Raw genomic sequence first — 21,768 nt, 5'->3', positions numbered from 1 at the left:
AAATCCCCTTTTGCAATAGAATATAATATAACAAATAAAAAGTGTCACAAATGCTTGTATAACAGGCATTTGTGACACTTTTCTAGTTTTATATAATATAAAATGAACCACCTTAAAACTGCTCATTCTTCTCCCAAGATTCAACAATATAATGAGCAATCGTTGGGTTGAATCCTTTACCAACTAAGAACATAATTGCAGCAACCTCAGTTAAAGCGTGTTGATGTGATGTATGTTTTGCTTCATTTAAACCGTAATCTACCCAAGGTTTTACGAAATCTAGTACAGGTTTCTTTAAAGGTAAAAACTGTGTACCGACAACTTGTTGAATTTGTTGTTGTGTTGGTTCTGTAATAGGTCCTGGTGGTAAAATTTGTGACTGTGTAATATCGAATGTTGGACCAGGCGGTAAAATTTGTGGTTGCGTCGGATCGATAGTTGGTGGTGCAGGTGGTGAGACACGTTGTTCGGAGTTTGGTTGATACATTGGCTGTTGTGGCTGATTTGCATATGGATTTTGCTGATATTGTTGTTCTTGGGTGCGCTGCGGTACATATGGATTTTGTTGTTCTTGAGTGTACTGAGTTGTGTATGGATTTTGCTGATATTGTTGTTCTTGAGTTGGTGGTGCTGCATATGGGTTTTGAGGATATTCATAATTTGGACGTGTGTCATATGGATTTTGTTGATATTCAGCTCCTTGAGTTTGCGGTGTTGCGTATGGATTTTGTTCGTATTGTGGCTCTTGATGTTGTGTCTCTTGCTCCTCATATTGTTCGGCATATCTTTGTTCCTGATGTTGAGGGGAAAATGGTTGTTGTGGGTAAGGCGGTTGGTTATTATAGAACATTTTTATTCCTCCTTCATAATGATGCCTACCACCTAGTGTATGGGCGGACAAGAAAATATGTGATGAAAAAATGCGGGCGTGTTACAATAAGTAACTGGGTGAAGATAAAATGATAAAACAAGAAAAAATACAAAAAACAATAACTTTCGTAAAGCATATTTTAGAAAAAGATGCGAGTGGGCATGATTGGTATCATATTGAACGCGTACATAAATTGGCGATTTCTTTATCCGAGCAAGAAGGGGGAAATCGTTTTATAATTGAAATGGCAGCATTACTTCACGATGTAGCAGATGAGAAGTTAAATGAGAGTGAAGAAGCAGGAATGAAAAAAGTTTCTGATTGGTTAGAAGAGTTACGTGTTGAAGAAGAGGAAAGTAAGCATGTTCTTCATATCATCGCCAATATGTCTTATAAGGGCGGTCATGGTGGCACAGTTGAGTCACTTGAAGGGAGAATTGTTCAAGATGCGGATCGTTTAGATGCTCTTGGTGCAATTGGAATAGCTCGAACATTTGCATACGGAGGAGCGAAAGGGAGATTAATGTATGATCCAACTATCCCTCCTCGAGAAGTGATGACGAAAGATGAATATAGAAAAAATAATGATCCATCTTTAAATCATTTTTATGAAAAGCTTTTAAAACTAAAAGATTTAATGAACACGAACGCAGCAAAACAAGAGGCTGAAGTTCGTCATCGTTATATGGAACAGTTTATTGAACAATTTATGAAAGAGTGGAATGCACAAATATGAAAATGTTAACTGTGGAGAACTTATCGAAATCATACGGAGAAAAACCGTTATTTGATGGATTATCATGTAGTATTACAGAAGGACAACGTGTCGGAATTATCGGTGTAAACGGTACTGGTAAATCAACGTTATTAAAAATTATTGCAGGATTAGAAACTCCTGATACAGGTGATATGACGCATTCACGCGGATATACAATTAGTTATTTATCACAGCAACCAGAGTTTGATGAAAAACTAACAGTATTAGAGCAAGTGTTCCATGGTGATACACCTTTAATTCGTCTTCTTCGTGATTATGAACAATCGTTATTAAATATCGAAAAAGATCCAAGTAATGAAAAAGTACAGGAACAATTATTTGCAGTGCAGCAACGTATGGATGCGATGAGTGCATGGGAAGCAAATGCGAATGCAAAATCGTTATTAACGAAATTAGGAATTACTGATTTTACAGCAACTGTTGGAAACCTATCTGGTGGACAAAAAAAGCGTATTGCAATGGCGCAATGTTTTATTGAAACACCTGATTTATTAATTTTGGATGAGCCTACGAACCATCTTGACCATGAGACAGTTGAATGGTTAGAAGAATATTTAGCAAGATATACAGGTGCGGTATTACTTGTAACCCATGATCGTTATTTCTTAGACCGTGTGACAAACCGTATTTTTGAATTAGATAACGGTAAACTGTATAGCTACGAAGGAAACTACAGTACATTTTTAGAAGCGAAAGCACTTCGTGAAGAGCAAGAATCGGCACAAGAATCAAAACGCCAAAATTTATATCGTCGTGAACTTGCTTGGATTCGCCGTGGTGCAAAAGCCCGTTCTACGAAACAAAAGGCGCGTATTCAGCGTTTTGATGAGCTGAAGGGACAAGAAGGACCAGCAGCGAAGCAATCAGTTGATATTGCACTAAGTGGAAGTCGTTTAGGAAAGAAAGTACTTGAATTAAAAGATGTAACGAAAAAATTTGGTGATAAAACAGTATTACATAACTTTAATCATATTGTGAAGCCTGGTGATCGTATCGGAATCATCGGAGCAAATGGAAGCGGAAAATCATCACTATTAAATATGCTTGCAGGAAAATTCTCTCCTGATAGTGGTGAAATTGAAGTAGGACAAACTGTAAAAGTTGCCTATTATACGCAAGAAAATGAAGAGATGAATTTAAACCAGCGTATGATTGAATACATTAAAGAAATTGCGGAAGTTATTCATACGACAGACGGAAAAGTAATTGGCGCATCTCAAATGCTAGAACGTTTCTTATTCCTACCGCATTCACATGGAACAACGCTTGGTAAACTATCTGGTGGCGAAAGAAGACGGTTATATTTATTGCGTATTTTAATGGGAGAACCAAACGTACTATTACTTGATGAGCCTACGAATGATTTAGACACACAAACATTAACAGTGCTAGAAGATTATTTAGAAGATTTCCCAGGTGTCGTTTTAACTGTATCGCATGACCGTTACTTCTTAGATAAAGTAGTAGATGAATTGTTCATCTTTACTGGCGAAGGCGAAGTGCGTGAATTCCTAGGTAGTTATACAGAGTATTTAGAAATGGAAAAAACGAGAGAACTCATTGAGAAAGCAGAAGTTCAAAAGGAGAAAAAAGTAGTAGAAGAGGCTCCGAAACAACAACGTAAACGTAAACTTTCTTACAATGAGCAGCGTGAATGGGAAACAATTGAAGATACAATTGCACAACTAGAAGAGAAACTTGAATCAATTGGAGAAGAACTTACGAATGTTGGATCTGACTTCACAAAGGCCCAAGAATTATCTGAAGCAGGGCAGAAGATAGAAGAAGAGCTAGAAAAAACGATGGAACGATGGAGTGAACTATCCGACATCGTTGAAGGATTAAAATAAAAACAAGCTGCATATATTGAAAAGTAAAGAGAAAAACTTTACACTATTGGTAGAACCTATTTTAGGAGGGAAAAAATGAGAACATCTAATCCAATGTTGAAAAAAGAGGCATTCCGTAAAGAGGGAGCAAATACTTCTGCGATGACTATTGGCGGAACAGTAGGCAAAACGTTTATCATGCTTATCTTGCTGCTTGCAACGTCTGTCTATTCATACATACAGATGTCAAATGGTACGATGAAAATGCCAGTATTAATTGGTGCTTTAGTTATTGCGGCAATCGTTGCGTTTGCATCTATCTTCTTCCCGCGCATATCACCAATTGGTGCACCGATTTATGCGGCAGTAGAAGGGGTAGTGTTAGGAAGTATTTCAGCAGTTTATGCAATGAAATTTCAGGATTCTATCGTTTTAAACGCTGTATTACTAACAATCTCAATTCTATTTGCGATGTTAGTTTTATATGCAACACGCGTAGTGAAGGTAACTGATAAATTCCGCACAGGTGTTATGGCAGCAACAATGGGAATTATGGTTATGTATTTAATCGTATTCTTACTAAACATGTTCGGTGTTTCTGTTCCATATATTCACCAAGGTGGGACAATTGGTATGATCATTAGTGCAGTTATTATTGTAGTTGCTGCATTAAATCTATTACTAGATTTCGATTTAATCGAAAGCGGTGCACGTAGCCAAGCTCCAAAATATATGGAATGGTACAGTGCAATGGGTCTAATGATGACTCTAGTATGGTTATACTTAGAAATTCTTCGTTTCGTTTCTTACTTTACGAAAAATGACTAATAAAAAAATCCTGCATGAAATGTGCAGTTTTTTTTTATTTTCAAAGATAAATTGAAAATATGATGTTGGCAACTTGAATTAAGAGGGATGGAATATGATGAAAGAGAAAAAAGGGATTATGAAAAAACTATTTTCTAAAAGTTTTTTCATAGAACTAGATGACGCTTTAACATATCCATCAGCAGAAGTCATTCGTTCAGCTATCGAAGGATATACAGCTGAATGTAATGAACAATTAAAAATTGAGAGTAAAGTTAAACCGATTACTTTCTACCTAGAAAATGTAATGTACCGCGCTGAAATAAAGATGGCCCGCGGAGGATATTACATATCTTGCAGTAAAGTATAATGTTTTTGGAAACCTTACATGTTTAAACTATGTAGGGTTTCTTTTTTACTTTTAAAAGATATAAAGTAGTACTTTTTACTTGGAAATATATCATTTTGCACTTTTTACCCTGCACACATTTTTCCTTACAATGAAGAAAAATATGTGAGGTGGTATAACTTATGATGAATAGAGTTGTATTAATCGGTAGATTGACAAAGGAGCCAGAATTATACTACACAAAACAAGGTGTCGCTTATGCACGAATATGTGTTGCGGTGAATAGAGGTTTTCGAAATAGTTTAGGTGAGCAACAAGTAGATTTTATTAATTGTGTTATTATATCTCCATAATCTCTAATGTACAAAATTGTTTTTTATATCCAATCCATTAGCAACATTAAGGGTAAGATAGAATAGATAGCTGTACATAATTAATAGTATGTACAAAATATGCAAGCCATCATGATATATGTATGTACATAATAAAGTGAAATTATATATATTGAAAATAGAATATTGAAAACAATGTAATTCTTTCTATTTAGAACTAATCGGGTGATTTAATTTGGAATACTATTATAATTAGAAGGTTTATAATGTAAAGAAGAAGCCAAACAAAAGTCCATTTTTGTTTGGCTTCTTCTCTATATTATGTTTTATCCGATACTTGTATTTCTAATTCTTTAATTAATTGAGAGGGTTTAATATTTAATGCATTAGCGAGTGCAAATACAGTATTAATTGTGGGCTTTCTTTTCCCTCTTTCTAAAAGACTGATATATGTTCTGTCTAATCCAGAATTAAATGATAATTCTTCCTGGCTCATTTGTGAGCTTATACGATGTCGTTGTAAGACATGGCCAAAAGTTTGTTCTAGATTCAAGAAACCACTCTCCCTATACTTATAAAATAATTTTGGAAGAGGTGTTTCTTTTACTCTACGGACTATAGTCTGCAAACTGCGTATATGTGCATAAATTATTAATAAAATAAACAATTCATGTGAGAAAAACAAAGTTAAGTGATGAAAGAATGCTGAAAATATTTGTTTGCAACCATTAAATCAATTTTTTTGATTTAATGGTTGCAGAAAAGCAAAAAAGCGTATATATTTTAAATATCAAAAAAAATTGATGAAAGGAACTCAACATGAAAGAAATAAAATTATACAATCAATCAACTCCTCAATCCTTTCAAATATATGAAAAGAAGTTCAAAGCATTGGCAGACCAAAAAAGGTTACATATTTTGTACGAATTGTGTCAGCGTGGAGAAACTTGTGTATGTGATTTAACGGATGTTCTTGAATTACCACAATCAAAACTTTCATATCATTTAAAACTTTTACTTGATGCGAACCTTATTACGAAAGAAACAAAAGGAACATGGAGTTATTATGATATTAATAAAAAAGAAGTAGACGCACTATTATCTGAGCAATTATGCTGTATATTTCGTCCCATGTCATAACTTTGATTGGGACGAAATAACGTTTTAATATATATTTAATCAATTTTTCTTGATTAATATAACATTTTGATAAGTGATTAAACTTGAATAATCATTCTGGATTTTAAATCAATTTTTTTTGATTTAAATAATCCAATTAAGGGACTATACTTACAATTTTAGCTAAAATAAGGAGGGTTTTTTATGAAACCTATTCAACTTTCATTCAAAGTACAAGAGTGTTGTGGAACGGAAAATCAAACATCACAAAACAATACTGATATGCAGAGAATAAAACAGTTACCAATAGCCATTATTGGGGGCGGACCCGTAGGGTTGACAGCGGCAGCACACTTAGCAAAACATGGTGAATCATTTACCTTATTAGAAGCTGGAGAAAATATAGGATCAAACATTCTTACATGGGGCCATGTACAGTTATTCTCACCTTGGCAATATAACATAGACAAAGCGGCTTTGGAACTTCTTGAAAAGCATGGCTGGGAATTACCAGACATAAAAGCATTACCAACAGGAAAAGAAATTGTAGAACAATACTTACAGCCGCTTGCGAACCTTCCAGAACTTAAACCATTTATCCACTTGAATACTAAAGTACTATCTATAGGTAGGAAAGATACAGATAAAATGAAAACAGCGAATCGTGAAAAAATGCCATTCATGATCTATACAGAAAAAGAAGGTGTACTTCAAATTTATGAAGCTAGAGCGGTGATAGATGCTTCAGGTACGTGGGGAAATCCAAATCCGTCAAATTCTAATGGTATTTGGTTGAAAGAAGAGCAATCGCTTAACGAGCATATTTTTTATGGTATCCCAGATATATTAGGAAATGAACAAAAACGATATGCCAATAAGCATGTAGCTGTTGTGGGAAGTGGTCATTCCGCAATCAATGCTTTATTAGAGTTGGCAAAGTTAAAGGAATCCTATCCAGAAACTAAGATTGTATGGATCATGAGAAAGCACCGTGTGGAAGAAGCATACGGAGGAGAGGGAAAAGATGCTCTGGAAGCGCGTGGCGCCTTGGGTAGCGGTATTCATCAATTGGTTGATGAAGGAAGCGTGGAAGTAATGACACCATATAAAATTCAATACGTAGTTAGAACAAAAAATGGAATGGAAATTGTAGGTCATCAAGATGAACAAGAAATAAAAATTACTGATGTCCATGAGATGATTGTAAATACAGGTAACCGCCCTAACTTATCTATGATAAGTGAAATACGTACTTCTATTGATACGGCTACTGAAAGTGTAGGGGCTTTAGCACCACTAATCGATCCTAACTTTCATAGTTGTGGCACTGTGCGTCCCCATGGTGAAAAAGAGCTTCGACACCCAGAGAAAGATTTCTATATTGTAGGTTCAAAAAGTTATGGAAGAGCGCCTACATTCCTTATGGCGACAGGCTATGAACAAGTTAGATCTATAGTTGCTTACCTTACCGGGGATTATGAGGCAGCTAAAAAAGTAGAACTTGATTTGCCAGAAACTGGTGTTTGTAGTGTAGATTTAAAGCCTAATAAAGTTGATGATTCATGTTGTGGTACAGAATCTTGTTGTTAAGGTGAATAACTGTAAGGAGGGGTAATAATTTATATTACCCCTCCTTACAGAATAATGAAGTTTGAAAGGAGAACACAATGAAATGATTATTAATCATGCGGGTAATTTAAAAAAGGACTATTTTTTATCATATATGAAGTTAATAATGAATGCCCATCAATGTAATGTTGAAAATGCAAAAGATTATATTTTTAAAAGTATGTTCGGATTCAAAAACAACAGTTTAGGAAAGGAAACTTATCAGAGTTTCATTGAAGCTTATCAAGAATTGAAACAATCTAATTAAATAAGTAAATTAAATCAAAAGGTGGGATGAAAATGAACGAAATATTAGATTCCATTGTAATTGGAGGAGGGCAAGCTGGTCTTGCATCTGGTTATCATCTTCAAAAAAAGGATTGCAGTTTTTAATATTAGAAGCGAGTGAGCGAATAGCTGGGTCTTGGCCTTACTATTATGATAGCCTGAAATTGTTTTCTCCGGCACGTTTTTCATCGTTACCTGGAATGCAATTCCCAGGGCATCCTGATGATTATCCCACGAGGAACGAAGTGATTGATTACTTGCAAAATTATGTGGAAAATTTTCAGCTACCAGTTATGTTAAATCAGCGAGTTGAATCTGTAGAAAGAGAAGACGAAATATTTAAAATCCGAACAGACTCTGGAGAGACATTTCAGACTAGGACGATTATAAATGCAACTGGCTCTTTTCACAGTCCGTTTAATCCGATAATAAAGGATCAAGAGAAATTCAAGGGGAATATTATACATTCCGCTATGTATCGGAGTCCGAATCATTATATTAATCAAAGAGTAGTGGTGGTGGGGCGGAGAAATTCAGCTGTCCAAATTGCGCTTGAACTGGCTGATGTAAGTAGAGTATCTTTAGCTGTACGAAAGCCTGTTCAACTTATGAAACAAAAAGTATGGAGGAAGGATTTACATTTTTGGCTTAAGGTATTAGGCATAGATACCTTTCCGTTTTGGAGATTTGGAAAAACGGCACCGAGTTCAGGTGGAGTCATCGATTTAGGTGATTACAAGGAACGATTAGCTAGGGGAAATCCAGATCAAAAGCCTATGTTTACATCTTTTTACACTGATGGTGTAGTTTGGCCGGATGGGAAGAAGGAGCCAATCGATACGGTCATTTTTGCAACGGGCTATAATCCTAATCTCTCTTACTTCAATGCTATTGGAGCACTGGACTCAGAAGGAAAACCACTACAAATAGGTGGTGTAAGTACAGAAGTTCAAGGGGTGTATTATGTTGGCTTGGAAGGTCAGCGTTCGTTTTCTTCTGCGACATTAAGGGGAGTTGGATCAGATGCTAAATTTGTTGTGAGAAAGCTAATAAGCTATTTAAAAATATAAGGTGGATAAGGGGTATAAGGGAGAGATAAGTATGGAGATTAGAAAAGCTACCAAACAAGATGTACAAGAAATTATGACTATTTATAACGAGGGTATCGAGGATCGTATTGCGACTTTAGAGACAGAAATAAAAACGGATAAATATGTGATGGAATGGCTATTTCAAAGAGAAAGAAGATATTCGGTAATTGTCATGGAAGAGAATTCTCATATTGTCGGTTGGGCTTCTATTAATCCATATAGCCATCGATGCGCTTATCGGGGTGTAGGGGAACTATCTATATACATAAAGAGAGAATATCGTGGAAAAGGTTTGGGGCAAAAGTTACTTTTGGCTTTAGAAAAAAACGGACAGCAAAACGAATTCTATAAATTTGTTTTGTTTACCTTTTCTTTTAATAATCTAGGGCAAGGGCTATATCGTAAAATGGGTTATCGTGAAGTAGGAGTGTTTGAAAAGCAGGGAATAATGGACGGCGAGCATGTAGATGTGATGATCATGGAAAAATTATTATCTGTAGAATAAATAAAGTTGTATCTGAAATTTAAATGGTAAAGGTATTTACACATTAGATGCGATGAGTATGTAAATACCTTTATAATGCAATTGTTTACAATTCTGTATTTTAGAACTGCAATTAAATGATATAGGTCATATCCCTTAGCTTTATAGGTGAAATAACTCTCGTAGGGGTCACCATACATCGCCATCAAGCTAAGGTTTTGAAGTGCCCCCTAAATGAAAATTTTCTTTCTCCACAGTTAGTTATTTTGAAAAGTCCCCTCATTTTTTTGCTTTGGGGGTGTTTACTTTTCTTAAGTTGATGGGCATGACATAGAACCCGCATTATGAAAATTTGGGAGCTATTAGGTTTTAGTCACCCAGAAGTTCATAAAGATTACTGCGACAAACTAATGGGCCAACACTTATGTGGGACGAGCGATATTATGAAGGCTATCTATTTCGCTGATAAAGATTTACATGATAAATATCACTATAAGATTCCAGAATGCTATGCGATGGGTGAAGCATTAGGGGTAGCGTATAAAGTACTTAAATCTTAATAAAATAGTTATTTTGTAAGTGTCAAAAAAAGAGCACCTCGTATAGGTGCCTGAATAAGAATTATTCAATAATCAAGATAATTACTTACCACCATTTTTATTTATATGTTTTAAATAAAAAACAGAAAAAATCCTTATTTGAATAGAGAAAAGAAAAAAGACAACAACCGGAGGGCTTGTTGTCTCAAAAAAAGTGGAATGACACTAAAATATTAGTTTAAGACATAACAGGTTATTTAAAGTATATGAATCGAGTGTAAAAATATACACCTTTCAAACAAAATCGTTATTTCATAGCAAATACAAAAGAGCACACAAATAAGCGTGCTCTTAGATAAGAAAGGTAAGAATCTTATGAGTGGAGAGTCTCCATACAATAACATATGCTTGTCTAGTTTAAATGTGAAAGTTTTTTAATAAATACGCTATTTGATCAATAGGTTATGGAGACAAAAATAGTGCACAAATTTTTTTGTGCACCACTATATATAAACTATGTCTTGTCTTGTTAATTATATGTCCACCTCAGAAAATCGTGAACAGATTAAAGTGGAATTTAAAAAGAGAAAACTTAAAAGGTGCTCCTCGACCAAACCTTTATTTGATAAAACAAAGCAGTCAGCTTAATTAGCTAACCACTTGTTGTACAAAAGAAATTAGGCCCTACAAGTACAGATATGTAACTTGAAGTTACAGCTATAGTATAAACGTAACTGGAAATGTTATACGGGGATAAAAAGGAATCTAATAAAAATTTCATTTTGTAGAAAAAAGTAAAAAGAGCACTATCAATTAGTGCCCTTTGTAAAAATAGCGTAAGTAGCCAGCTCATGTTATAAAGAAAGGTAGAATTTAATATATTCAAACCCTGCTTAAATGGTGAAAACAAAAGAGCAGCTAGTAAAAGCTAACTGCTCCATTATCAAAAAAAGGTTCCAGGCTGCAAACACTGTTAAGAAAGCAGCTTACGGATAGTATGTACAGAATTGTGAGGATTATTCGGATGAATAAAAAGAGCACCTTCGAACAGTGCTCTTTCATGAAGGTTATGCGGAAATAAAATGACGAAATCACCTAGTAGAAAGGGTGGCACAAAATAATATATGAACGTTTATCTAATGGGTGACAGTGAAATAAAAAGAGCAGCTAACAAAAGCTAACTGCTTTGCCCCAGTAAAGACTGGGGAGTGCTTTAATAGGTCTAAGGCTGAAATAAGGGTTTTAGATGTTAATACCTAAGACCTAAATATAGTATGGATTTCACTTCAGAAATTATGCATATAAATTGCATTCCAATAAAAATGGTTAAAAAACAAAGCAGCTAGCTCAATTAGCTAACTACTTGTTGTACAAAAGAAATTAGGCCCTACAAGTAATGATATGTAACTTGAAGTTACAGCTATAGTATAAACGGACTTGGAAATGCTATGCGGGAAAGGGAACTTAATAAACACTTCATTTTGCACAACAAAGCAGTTAGATTAATTAGCTAACTGTTTGTTGTACAAAAGAAACTAGCGTTTACAAGTAATCATTTGTAACGGATAGTTACAGTTGTAGTATAAACGGAATCGGGAGATTTATGCGGGAATAAAACTTAATAAACACTTTAATTAAGAAGAAGGTGGTGATACAAATGTATATCTGTCCAAAATGTTTCGTTGATCAATATGAGATTTTTGAACATTTCACGTTATGTGAAGAGAGTAGTGATGAATAGTGAGTAATTTTAACAAGTTCAAAGGAATATACGGTTTATAATGGAGATTCATTAGTATGTATATCATATGGGTGTACTTCCTAAAATGATTCGCTATTATACGTTGTCAGACTGAGTGGCATTTCAAATTATTAACAGGGAGAGGGATAATTGAATAGGATTATAGTAATTACTTAATGCTGGGATAGGTTATAAATGGAGAACCAACTTAAAGAGATATTTGGTGCATTGGTAGCAGCGATAGGCACAATTACTTCCGCTATTGGAAGCACGCCTTTTCATTTTATAAGCGGTAATGTAAGAAAAGATTTGAATGTATATGGAAACGTATTACAAGCCGTTGGTAATGCTTTAGAGGCCGATGGTCAAGGGGAAATATCTCTTGAAAAGATTGGGAATGAAATCCAATCACTTGGTAATGTAACTGTAATATCTGGATTGGTTATTGATTTTAAAGAAGAAACACAAATTAAATTAGTGATTGCTGGGAATTGGACACAGGCTTTAGGCGGACTTACAGCTTTAGCAGATGAATTTAATGATACTTCGGATAACGATGAATCCTTAAACATTATAGGAAACTTATTACAATCTATAGGGAATTCATTACAGGCAATAGGAGGTATTTACGAATTAAAAAGTAACAGAGATGAGGAACAGTACAATAAAGAAGGTAAAGTAAATGGTGTGGGGAAAGATACAGACACTCAAGTAAACAGCGAAACTAATGAAAATGAAGAAGGACAGAGAATAGATGTTGTAGGAAGTTGGATCCAAGCTGTAGGTTCTGTAATTTCATTAATTGGGCAGATACGTGAAGAGAGTGAGGAATTGGAAGGAAACGATTAATAGATTAGTTTAATAGAGCTTTTTAATAAAATAATCCTTTTCTAATAAGAAAGTTACTAAAATAAGAGAAAATGATATAATAATACCAATTACACATTTAGTCCTACTGGAAGAACCAGCGGACATCAAACTATAAAGAGCATTAGTGATATTGCTCTGTAGTTTGGTGTCCGCTTTTTGGTTTTTTATTAACAAAATAGATAAGGGGTGTTTATATATGATGCAATTAACTTTCTTACCTAAAATTGATCGAAAAGCAACACAGGTTCGTTTAGAAGAGATTTTAGAAAATGTTCGTATTTACAGACAATTGGGGATGATTAGAAACGAGATGAAGGTCACAGCCTCTAGTGAGGTAAGATATCACGGTCCAACAAACATAATAGGCAAGCGAACTGAAGATGTTGCTTTAACGAATATTGCAATGAGTGAAAGAGAAGTGAAATTGCAACGCTTATCTTTTCAAATTGATAAGGCATTAAGTCGCTTTAGTAAGAATCAAAGAGACATCATTGTAAAGCGATATTTAGAAGATGAAGAAGTCTTTGATTACATGGTTTATAACGAGATTGGTATGAGTGAACGTACATACAGACGAAATAAATCTAATGCTTTTTATAAACTAGCGTTTGCTCTTAGATTAGAAGTATATGAGATAGAAGAGCACTACGGAGGGGATGATCAATGAATTTTGTTCAACCAATACGTGATCCAGAGCAAAATACATTAAAGAATATTTAAAAGAAAAGAATGAACGTGATTATATTTTATTTGTAATGGAGATAAATACACATGCCCATCAACCTAAGGAATCAAAATCCCCCCATAACGAAAATTCTATTGATTTGAAGTAGCTTTGCTCATCTAAATTTGATATTATGTTCAAGCGCAAAATACATAAGGGGGATTAGGAATATGGAAAGACCAGTTGTTATTGAGGAGTTTACACCGGATTGGGCACTACAATTTAAAGAAGAACAAAGGCTTCTAAAAGGTATAATGGGAGATAAAGCTATTACAATTGAACATATTGGAAGTACATCTGTTGAAGGATTAGGAGCTAAACCAATATTAGATATTATGATTGGAGTTCATAATTTAAAAGAAGTAGATGAGTTTATTGAACCTTTAAAAAAGATTGCATATGAATATGTATTTCATAAAGAGTTTCCAAACAGAAGGTTTTTTAGAAAGGGATTATGGAGAGCGGGAACACATCATTTGCATGTTTATGAACTAGGGAGTGAAGAATGGAACAGTAATATCTTATTTAGAGATTATCTGAAAAACCATCCTGATACACTCCAACAGTATTATCAATTAAAACAAAAATTAGCTGAAAAACATCATCATGATAGAGTCGCATACACAAATGAAAAAGCGCCATTTATAACAGATATTATTCAGAAAGCTAAAAATGAAATTAACTTCCGCTAACGAAAATCATGTAAATATATATAGAAGAAACTCATTCCAAATGGAAGAGTGGAGAAATAACAGCTGTTATGTTCATGGAAATGTTAGAACTAAAGAAAAACACGTTTTATAAAATAATGAAGGAATATGAAGAAGTAAAGTAGCATCTCACCTATTGGATGTGCTACTTTGCCCCCAGTTGTAGGAACGCTGGTACTACCTCTAAATGTGAAAGAAGTTTTTTTGAAAATGTATACAATTTTATTGACACATTTAAATAGGATTAAGTTGTATTTTTAAATAAAAAACAAAAATTTTCAAATCTTTCATAAAGTGTACTTTTTGACATAGCATATAATTTTTATAAAAAATAAAGTCTATTCCCCCTTTTCGGGGGATAGACAAAAACACCCAAGTTGCAAATTTTAAAAGTATACTTTATTTAGATCCTACCTGATAAAGCTGTAAACTTAATTAGTACAAAAAATAAGCACTTTAGACTTCAATTATTATGGGGAGAATCATTGGTTTTCTTTTTGTATGTGAGTATATAAAATGGCCAAGTGTTTCTCTTATTTCTCTTTTCAGAACATTCCATTGATGAATATTTAATTTTTGTAAATTGTTAATAGTTTCCACAACTAGTCGGTTAATTTTCTTTAAGAAATCCTCTGAATCACGAACATATACAAATCCACGAGAAACCGTGTCTGGTCCAGAAATTATTCTCGCTTCTGTTTTACTAAGAGTGATAACTATCACAAGCATACCATCTTCAGAAAGTTGTTTGCGATCTCGTAATAAAGCATTTCCAACGTCTCCAATACCTAATCCATCTACATATACATTCCCGGCAGGTATACGTCTAGATTGATTGGCAATCTGATTTTTTATATCGACAACATCACCATTACCAATAACATAGATATTCTCTTTTTTAACACCAACGGACTCTGCTAGTTGACTGTGATGATGTAACATTCTAAATTCGCCATGGATAGGAATAAAATATTGGGGTTTTATTAAAGTAAGCATTAATTTTAATTCCTCTTGATAGGCATGTCCAGAAACATGCATTCCTGTTGAACTTCCTGATCCATAAATAACATTGGCTCCCAATAGAAATAAGTTATCTATAATACGTGAAACATTACGCTCATTTCCTGGTATGGGAGTTGCAGATAAAATAACAGTATCATCAGGTAAGATATCAACTTGTCGATAGTTTCCACTGGCTAATCGAGACAGAGCAGCCATAGGTTCACCTTGACTACCAGTGCAAAGGATAGCTATTTTTTTGGGATCCATTTGGTTGATTTCACTTGCTTCAATTAACATTCCTTTAGGAATATTCAAATATCCTTGTTCTAAAGCAACAGAAACTACATTTACCATGCTTCTCCCAAGCAAAGCAAGCTTTCTATCTGTTTTTAAAGCGGCATCTACGATTTGTTGTACACGATTCACGTTAGAAGCAAAAGTAGAGATAATAACTTTTCTATGAGCCTTGATAAATGCTTCTTCAATCCGTTCACCTACTGATCGTTCCGATGGGGTAAATCCAGGCCGTTCGGCATTTGTGCTTTCAGAGAGTAGAGCTAAAACACCTTTGCTTCCAATATTGGCCATTTTATGAATGTCTGGATATTGATTATTTACGGGCGTCAAATCAAACTTGAAATCGCCTGTATGAACTACTGTACCTTCTGGGGTATGAAAAGCAATCCCGAGGCAATCAGGAATACTATGATTGGTTTTAAAAAAGGTTAGATTTATCTTTCCGAAATCAATTAACGAATCAGAATCAATAACAAACAACTGTGTTTGATTTTGAAGCCCATGTTCTTTTAATTTAATTTCTATTAATCCTAGAGTTAATTTCGTTGCATAAATTGGTACATTCAGTTGTTTTAAAAAATAAGGAATACCTCCAATATGATCCTCATGTCCATGTGTAACAACTAAACCACAAATTTTATTCTTATTTTCTTGCAAATATGTAATATCAGGTATAATCAAATCTATTCCTAATAAACTTTCATCTGGAAATTTAGAACCACAATCAATGATCACAATGTCATCTGAATATTGTATTACATACATGTTTTTTCCTATTTCATTAACGCCACCTAAAGCAAAAATAGATAGTGTATTTTCTACTGTACTCAAAATGAATACCTCCTTTTTGAAAACACCCAAATATGTCCGAATTAATATAGAAATTTTTAAATTGAGGTTCATGACCAATCATTTATAAATCGTTGATCATGATAGTCTCAACGCTCCATATCTTTTAATCCTGGACTATGTCATTAGCTTAAAATATAAGTATCGCGACATAGCTATTAACGTAGGTTTTTAATCTATTCCTAAAGAGGAAGAAGTAAATATCACGCACAAGGATTAGTTGCTTGATATATGGATTAACCAACAGATCGTAAGTACCAACAATCATGCAATTATTTAATAGAAGAAACTCATTCCAAATGGAAGAGTGGAGAAGTAACAGCTGTTATGCTTATGGAAATGTTAGAACTAAAGAAAAACACGTTTTATAAAATAATGAAGGAATATGAAGAAGCAAAGTAGCATCTTGCCTATTGGAAATGCCACTGTGCCTCCAGTTGTAGGAATGCTGGTACTACCTCTAAATGTGAAAAAAGTTGTTTTTTTAATGTTAATAATAGCTAACAAAAAGAAATTGGAGTTCGCTTACTGTTTTATAAAATATGGAAAATTTGCTGTTTCTCGGTTTATTACCTGAAGAAAAAGGATGATATTGAATCATCTCTTTTCAGTTAACCTAAAAAGTATAAATACTTTCTAGATATATAAATCCAAACATAATGCTGCTTATGCCAAAAGTCTAGTAATCACCCCATTTTATTGATTATATTGGGGTTCTTCTTGTTGAACTTCCTGAATGCGTGGGTCTAAAGAATCAATAATTGTCTGTGTTTGCTGAGCTGCATTTTGATACAGTTGTTTTGCTTGCTGATTGTCAGTATCAAGAACAAATCCTTCTAAACATGCTTGCGCACTTTTCAAACCAGAAATAGTTTGTTTGAGTTTAGTGATTACTGTCATAAATTGTTTCCTCCTTGAAAATATAACTTCAAAATTTAGGTTATCTATCTTTGTATCAAAGTATACAGTTCAATTTTAGAGGTTTTGAATGATTTTTATAAAATAAGCATAAAAAATTTTTTCTGTTTATCATAATATTTAAACCTTACTATTGAAAGTGTATCATTCACTAACTTGTTCATTTTAGGGTTTTGTTAGTGATTCAATAGTTGTGGACAATAAGATATAGGTTTATACGTATAATAAAAAAGTTCGTCACTATGAGACGAACTTTTTCAATATAGTTGACAATTATTGGTTTGGATTACTTTGTTTCTTTTGATTAATAGGGGCTATTTCTTTGGAAAATTCCATATTTGCCAAGTTTACTTTGGATGGAATAAATGTTCTTGTCGTATTTTGAACACCTTGGAACAAACGTTGGATAGGTCTTATCATATTTGAATTACGCGTTGCTACTACACCAAAAACGGTTCCTAACCCTAGTAAAGAAACCCAAATCCAACCTCTATTATTATTTCGTCTATTTCTAAACAGTTTAAACATTTGCTGAGTTCTTCTTCCAAAATTGAATAATGACATAAAGAAGTTAAGAGTGTTCATTTTTTGCCCCCTGTAAAAAAATTAGGAAAAAGAAGCACTATGTTCAATTTCACATACTTTATATTGCATTGTTTTATAGAAATTTATGATGCCAACTTATGCTAATACCTCATCATTTTTCTTTCCTAAAAAGCCTAAAATTCCCTAAATATTTTTTATTGAAGATATGCAAAATAATAGTAACAGAAATTCAAAGAGGTGATTACATACATGCCAATGTTGAATGTGGACGGTAGTAGTCTGTATTATATCGTTAAGGGAAAAGGAATTCCTATTGTTTTTATTCATCCTCCTGTACTCACTTGTGTAAATTTTGAGTACCAAATAGAGAAATTATCCAAAGAGTTTAAAGTGATTGCTTTTGATATTAGAGGACACGGAAGGAGTCAGTATTCAAGACAACCGATAACCTATTCGCTGATTGCCCAAGATATTAAACGTTTATTGGATCATTTGGAAGTTAAAAAAGCCTTTATATGCGGATATTCGACCGGAAGCTCTGTTGCATTAAAATTTTTGTTGACTTATGTCGAAAGTACCTTAGGGGGTATTCTAATCGGAGGAATGTCAGAAGTGAGGGATGGATACCTAAAGAATAAGATTTCACTAGGCGTGAAACTTGCGAAAACAGGGGCAATTTCATTTTTATCATGGTCTATTTCATGGGGCAATTCAAATACGTATAAATTGTTCAGAAAGATGTTTACAGAAGCTCGAAAAGGGAATGCCCAAAATATCGAGCAGTATTATCGTTATAGTTTGCACTATAATTGTACCAATCAGCTTAGAAATATTGAACTTCCGGTTTTGTTGGTTTATGGTAAGAAAGATAAATCATTTTATGATCATGCGAAACTACTGCATGGGAAATTGCCATATAATGAATTGAAATTCATTGATAATGTAAAGCATCAAATTCCTACAAAAGCAGCGAAGAGGTTAAATGAAATGATTAAGCAGTTTGTTTTTATCCATACCGAGATGAACAAGGAAGAAACTTTTTCTTTACCAGTAAAAAAGTAGATGTCTCGAGAATAAAATGAAACTTCCAATAGTGGGGATTCGCTCCTGTTGGCGTTCAGCACAAATAGGAGCAATGATGTTTGATTCCTCTGAATATTTAGATCAGGGTCTACTGCCTGTTAGAGCGGGGTAAAAGATTTTAATGATAATAGTGAGGATAGTAATAGGAATATAATCTTATAAAAGTTCGTTCACCAAAACCGTATTGACGTTTCTGTGGGAGTGCCGCGTCCTGCTCTTACACTTCCATTTCCTATGGTACTAGAATCGTTACTGCTCATTTACTTCTTCTATAATTCCGTCCATGAAATCACTATCTTTTGTTTGCATCAACACATGACAATGCTACACAGATTCCTCTATATTTACTCTTTTTTTAATTATCTTTTAATAGACGGTTATGTAGTGTTGAAAGAATGAGTAATGCCAGAATCGAACCAACTAAGGCAAGCGACATATCCCATTGTGCATCCCACATATCGCCTTGTGTACCTAAAAAGTCTTTAGCTGCTGTTCCTCCCTTTGTTATTTTAAAAGCTAACCATTCAATAATTTCGTATAATGCAGCGATAGCAAGCGAAATGCTTATACTGATCGTAACTAACCAAGGGCCTTTGGTTAGTTGAGTTTTCCGTAATAATATTTCTCTTATCACAATTATAAACAAGCCTTTTATCGAATGTCCAAATCGATCGTAGTGATTTCGATTTAAATCAAAAACATCTTTTATCCAATTAAAAAAAGGAACCTTTGAGTATGTGTAATGACCGCCGACGAACATTATAATAGCTAGTATTGCAATGATGATATAAGAGAGAGTGGTAAAGCGAAACTTATTGTACATTGCAATTATAACGATTAGACCGAGAACGGCAGGAATTGCTTCTGCTGCCCATGTCGAGTATCTTGCAGGCTTAATAACAGACCATATAAAAACTGCCGTAACAACCAATAATAAAAATAGATGAATCATTTTACTTTTGTTTCTTATCACTTTTTTCACTCCTATTGAAAGGCTTTCTGCTTAAAGTATTTGAAAAAATGTAGTTTCGTATACAGAGTACTTGAAACCGTTTTCCTTAATTTACACATAAGAACAGTTTTTTAATGAGGAAAGTGATCTTGCCTAGCAGATATTCATAATGAAAATAGATATATTCACAGTATGATTCGCTTGCTTTAACTATTATTTTTTAAGTGAGAATAATATTTGCAGTCCCCTTAAAATGCTCTAAAAGGTGTAGCTCTACATCAATGTCAAGTTAAGAGTGTCAAGAGAATATAAGGGAGTGTGATTTTTATAAATTTTTGTGACTAAACTAAAAATGTACATAACCAGTAGGAGGAGCATTATCACGTTAAACATGTTCAATTTGCAACTATATATTATTTATCTATTTAAACGGAGTAGAATAATAAGAAAGGGCATGCACACTACATATTTTTCTTTCGTGAGGGAATGATATTTATATAACAATTCAAAAATAAAGGAGAGCATCTGCATGAATTATAAGATGTTTAGGGCTATCAATCGTCTAGCTGGTCGTAACTCAACATTGGATACATTTATGATATTTATTTCACAAAAGACTCGATTCCTGTACATTTTCTTATTAGCCTTAATGTGGTTTAGAAACAATTCCTACAAAAAAAATATTTTATTTGCAGGGGTATCAGTAGGGTTCTCATTATGTATAAATCGTTTTATCCAGCTCTTTTATTTTAAACCTCGTCCATTTGTTATACATCGTGTGCGTTTACTTATCCCATCAAAGAATAATTCCTCATTCCCTAGTAAACATACAGCCGTAGCATTTGCCTTAGCAACCTCCGTCTTACTTCGTGAGCGTTTAATTGGCTCAATCATGTGGTTCTTAGCAATTTTGACAGGTTTTTCACGTATCTGGCTAGGGCATCATTATCCATTTGATATCATAGGAAGTGCCTTCATAGGAATCTTAACCAGTATAGCTATTGGCAATACTACATATTTATTTAATTCTTTTGTTACCTGGATTATAAATGTATATAGAAAATTAATTTTTGTGGATTTGAAACATTCCTGACGATACTTTTGATAAATCAAAGCACATAATTTTGCGGTAAACTCACAAATATCTAGGCAATCCCTTAATAATTGAATTTGATTCTAATTTGATATAAAGGAAAAAAACGTTAAAAAAACTATAGAATATTCTTTTTCTTTAAGTAGAAGATAATAGCATAAATATTTATCTGAAAGGAGCAATAATCACTTGAAGAAAAGAAAATATCTACTTGCTATCATGTCTACTATTTTATCTGTAGGTTTCTTGTGCGGTTGCACTGGTGTTGATGAAGATGAGCCAGATCCAACTGAAGAGCCTTCTGAAGAAATTCAAGAAAAGAATAATCAATAACAGGTTAATGTAAAGATTATCATTGGCTTACAGCGGATTCTTAAATATAGGAGAACCTAATTGAAGTAGAACAATATAGAGTAATCCAATAGAATAAAACAAGAAAAAACACCTCTTATACCTTATTTTATTAGATATGGTACAAGAGGTGTTTTCTGTTTATAGGTACATTTCAGAAATTTATACAGTTACTTCTTATTTTCTAACAATTGTCATTGTAACCATGCTACTTACCTTTTCAAAATACTCATGCTAAGCATCCTGATTTTAAAACAAAAAGTTTTTAAAATATAAAATGTGCAAAATAAAGAACCGGTAGCGGTTCTTTATTTTGCACATTTTCATTTTTTATCTATGTAGAAATATTTAAGTATAGAAAAGGCTTAGCTATAAAAATTAAAACATTTACTTTCTACATAAACTAATCCCGCAACCAACTAGGAAATCAAAATCTAACCGTTGTCTTCGTTAGTCAAGTAACCGTAATTAAAACTAGCTCTCTGTTTACTTATTATTGAGTAATAAGAATACTTAAGTAGTTTGAAGTAAATATTA

General features: G+C 33.6%; 20 protein-coding genes and 6 pseudogenes. 20 read left to right on the top strand and 6 right to left on the bottom strand.

Annotated features, from left to right (window positions below; genetic code table 11):
• Positions 1-112 precede the first annotated feature (112 nt).
• Positions 113-850 carry a hypothetical protein gene (locus tag B5P40_RS18120; RefSeq protein ID WP_002189441.1) on the bottom strand — a complete coding sequence of 246 codons (738 nt, stop codon included), beginning with the start codon at positions 848-850 and terminating at the stop codon, positions 113-115.
• A 109-nt stretch (positions 851-959) separates the two neighbouring features.
• Between B5P40_RS18120 and B5P40_RS18115 the strand changes: the two genes are divergently transcribed.
• From B5P40_RS18115 to B5P40_RS18095, 5 genes and pseudogenes are all read left to right on the top strand, one after another.
• Positions 960-1,607: an HD domain-containing protein gene (locus B5P40_RS18115; RefSeq protein ID WP_002065130.1), complete on the top strand. Its 648-nt coding sequence runs from the start codon at positions 960-962 to the stop codon at positions 1,605-1,607.
• Positions 1,604-3,499 (top strand): ABC-F family ATP-binding cassette domain-containing protein, encoded by a 1,896-nt coding sequence (locus B5P40_RS18110; RefSeq protein ID WP_002127139.1) that lies wholly within the window; start codon positions 1,604-1,606, stop codon positions 3,497-3,499. Before B5P40_RS18115 ends, B5P40_RS18110 begins: the two co-directional genes overlap by 4 nt.
• A 75-nt stretch (positions 3,500-3,574) precedes the next feature.
• The gene (locus tag B5P40_RS18105; protein ID WP_002189444.1) at positions 3,575-4,306 is read left to right on the top strand and encodes a Bax inhibitor-1/YccA family protein; all 732 of its coding nucleotides are present in this window, start codon (positions 3,575-3,577) and stop codon (positions 4,304-4,306) included.
• A 94-nt stretch (positions 4,307-4,400) separates the two neighbouring features.
• On the top strand, positions 4,401-4,655 hold the full coding sequence (locus B5P40_RS18100) for a DUF4318 domain-containing protein (RefSeq protein WP_002189447.1): 255 nt from the start codon (positions 4,401-4,403) through the stop codon (positions 4,653-4,655).
• Between the two features lie 161 nt (positions 4,656-4,816).
• Positions 4,817-4,975, top strand: a pseudogene (locus B5P40_RS18095) (single-stranded DNA-binding protein); the annotation flags it as partial.
• A 310-nt stretch (positions 4,976-5,285) separates the two neighbouring features.
• Here the strand turns inward: B5P40_RS18095 and B5P40_RS18090 are convergent.
• Positions 5,286-5,519: a helix-turn-helix domain-containing protein gene (locus B5P40_RS18090; protein WP_113709566.1), complete on the bottom strand. Its 234-nt coding sequence runs from the start codon at positions 5,517-5,519 to the stop codon at positions 5,286-5,288.
• A 266-nt stretch (positions 5,520-5,785) separates the two neighbouring features.
• On the opposite strand from B5P40_RS18090, the gene B5P40_RS18085 reads away from it, so the two are divergent.
• The 11 genes and pseudogenes from B5P40_RS18085 to B5P40_RS33550 form a co-directional block, all read left to right on the top strand.
• On the top strand, positions 5,786-6,106 hold the full coding sequence (locus B5P40_RS18085; RefSeq protein ID WP_113709565.1) for an ArsR/SmtB family transcription factor: 321 nt from the start codon (positions 5,786-5,788) through the stop codon (positions 6,104-6,106).
• 183 nt (positions 6,107-6,289) lie between these two features.
• Entirely contained in the window at positions 6,290-7,675 is a 1,386-nt protein-coding gene (locus B5P40_RS18080; RefSeq protein ID WP_113709564.1) for an FAD-dependent oxidoreductase, read from the top strand.
• 82 nt (positions 7,676-7,757) lie between these two features.
• On the top strand, positions 7,758-7,961 hold the full coding sequence (locus B5P40_RS18075; protein ID WP_113709563.1) for a hypothetical protein: 204 nt from the start codon (positions 7,758-7,760) through the stop codon (positions 7,959-7,961).
• Between the two features lie 32 nt (positions 7,962-7,993).
• Positions 7,994-9,051 (top strand): annotated as a pseudogene (locus B5P40_RS18070) (flavin-containing monooxygenase).
• Positions 9,052-9,082: 31 nt separating this feature from the next.
• Positions 9,083-9,577 (top strand): arsinothricin resistance N-acetyltransferase ArsN1 family A, encoded by a 495-nt coding sequence (locus tag B5P40_RS18065; protein WP_113709562.1) that lies wholly within the window; start codon positions 9,083-9,085, stop codon positions 9,575-9,577.
• A gap of 308 nt (positions 9,578-9,885) precedes the next feature.
• Positions 9,886-10,116, top strand: a pseudogene (locus tag B5P40_RS18060) (hypothetical protein); the annotation flags it as partial.
• A 1,915-nt stretch (positions 10,117-12,031) separates the two neighbouring features.
• Positions 12,032-12,685 carry a DUF6944 family repetitive protein gene (locus B5P40_RS18055; RefSeq protein WP_070129309.1) on the top strand — a complete coding sequence of 218 codons (654 nt, stop codon included), beginning with the start codon at positions 12,032-12,034 and terminating at the stop codon, positions 12,683-12,685.
• Between the two features lie 217 nt (positions 12,686-12,902).
• Positions 12,903-13,373, top strand: coding sequence for an ArpU family phage packaging/lysis transcriptional regulator (locus tag B5P40_RS18050; RefSeq protein ID WP_113709560.1), 471 nt, complete (start codon positions 12,903-12,905; stop codon positions 13,371-13,373).
• Positions 13,370-13,476: pseudogene (locus B5P40_RS34055) on the top strand (site-specific integrase); the annotation flags it as partial. The gene B5P40_RS18050 and the pseudogene B5P40_RS34055, both read left to right, overlap by 4 nt.
• A gap of 124 nt (positions 13,477-13,600) precedes the next feature.
• Positions 13,601-14,122, top strand: coding sequence for a GrpB family protein (locus tag B5P40_RS18040; RefSeq protein ID WP_088059590.1), 522 nt, complete (start codon positions 13,601-13,603; stop codon positions 14,120-14,122).
• A gap of 20 nt (positions 14,123-14,142) precedes the next feature.
• A pseudogene (locus B5P40_RS33550) lies at positions 14,143-14,265 on the top strand (recombinase family protein); the annotation flags it as partial.
• Between the two features lie 331 nt (positions 14,266-14,596).
• On the opposite strand, the gene B5P40_RS18030 reads toward B5P40_RS33550, so the two are convergent.
• The gene (locus tag B5P40_RS18030) at positions 14,597-16,270 is read right to left on the bottom strand and encodes a ribonuclease J (protein WP_113709559.1); all 1,674 of its coding nucleotides are present in this window, start codon (positions 16,268-16,270) and stop codon (positions 14,597-14,599) included.
• A gap of 294 nt (positions 16,271-16,564) precedes the next feature.
• Between B5P40_RS18030 and B5P40_RS33545 the strand changes: the two are divergent.
• Positions 16,565-16,690: pseudogene (locus tag B5P40_RS33545) on the top strand (recombinase family protein); the annotation flags it as partial.
• 294 nt (positions 16,691-16,984) lie between these two features.
• Here B5P40_RS33545 and B5P40_RS18015 read toward each other — a convergent pair.
• Positions 16,985-17,188, bottom strand: coding sequence for a DUF1657 domain-containing protein (locus B5P40_RS18015; RefSeq protein ID WP_113709557.1), 204 nt, complete (start codon positions 17,186-17,188; stop codon positions 16,985-16,987).
• A 291-nt stretch (positions 17,189-17,479) separates the two neighbouring features.
• The gene (locus tag B5P40_RS18010; protein ID WP_113709556.1) at positions 17,480-17,791 is read right to left on the bottom strand and encodes a hypothetical protein; all 312 of its coding nucleotides are present in this window, start codon (positions 17,789-17,791) and stop codon (positions 17,480-17,482) included.
• Between the two features lie 210 nt (positions 17,792-18,001).
• On the opposite strand from B5P40_RS18010, the gene B5P40_RS18005 reads away from it, so the two are divergent.
• A complete protein-coding gene (locus B5P40_RS18005; RefSeq protein WP_113709555.1) occupies positions 18,002-18,814 on the top strand; it encodes an alpha/beta fold hydrolase in 813 nt (270 codons plus the stop codon).
• 376 nt (positions 18,815-19,190) lie between these two features.
• Here B5P40_RS18005 and B5P40_RS18000 read toward each other — a convergent pair whose 3' ends face one another.
• A complete protein-coding gene (locus B5P40_RS18000; protein WP_113709554.1) occupies positions 19,191-19,808 on the bottom strand; it encodes a DUF2238 domain-containing protein in 618 nt (205 codons plus the stop codon).
• A gap of 508 nt (positions 19,809-20,316) precedes the next feature.
• On the opposite strand from B5P40_RS18000, the gene B5P40_RS17995 reads away from it, so the two are divergent.
• Both B5P40_RS17995 and B5P40_RS32860 read left to right on the top strand, forming a co-directional pair.
• Positions 20,317-20,880: an undecaprenyl-diphosphatase gene (locus B5P40_RS17995; RefSeq protein ID WP_113709553.1), complete on the top strand. Its 564-nt coding sequence runs from the start codon at positions 20,317-20,319 to the stop codon at positions 20,878-20,880.
• Between the two features lie 189 nt (positions 20,881-21,069).
• Positions 21,070-21,213, top strand: a complete 144-nt coding sequence (locus B5P40_RS32860; protein ID WP_181462950.1) for a hypothetical protein — start codon at positions 21,070-21,072, stop codon at positions 21,211-21,213.
• The last annotated feature ends 555 nt before the right edge of the window (positions 21,214-21,768 follow it).

The sequence above is a fragment of the Bacillus sp. SRB_8 genome (assembly GCF_003264205.1).
Classification (GTDB): Bacteria; Bacillota; Bacilli; order Bacillales; family Bacillaceae_G; genus Bacillus_A; species Bacillus_A mycoides.
The sequence above is the reverse complement of the archived record's forward strand: the minus strand, read 5'-3'. Positions and strand labels throughout refer to the sequence as shown.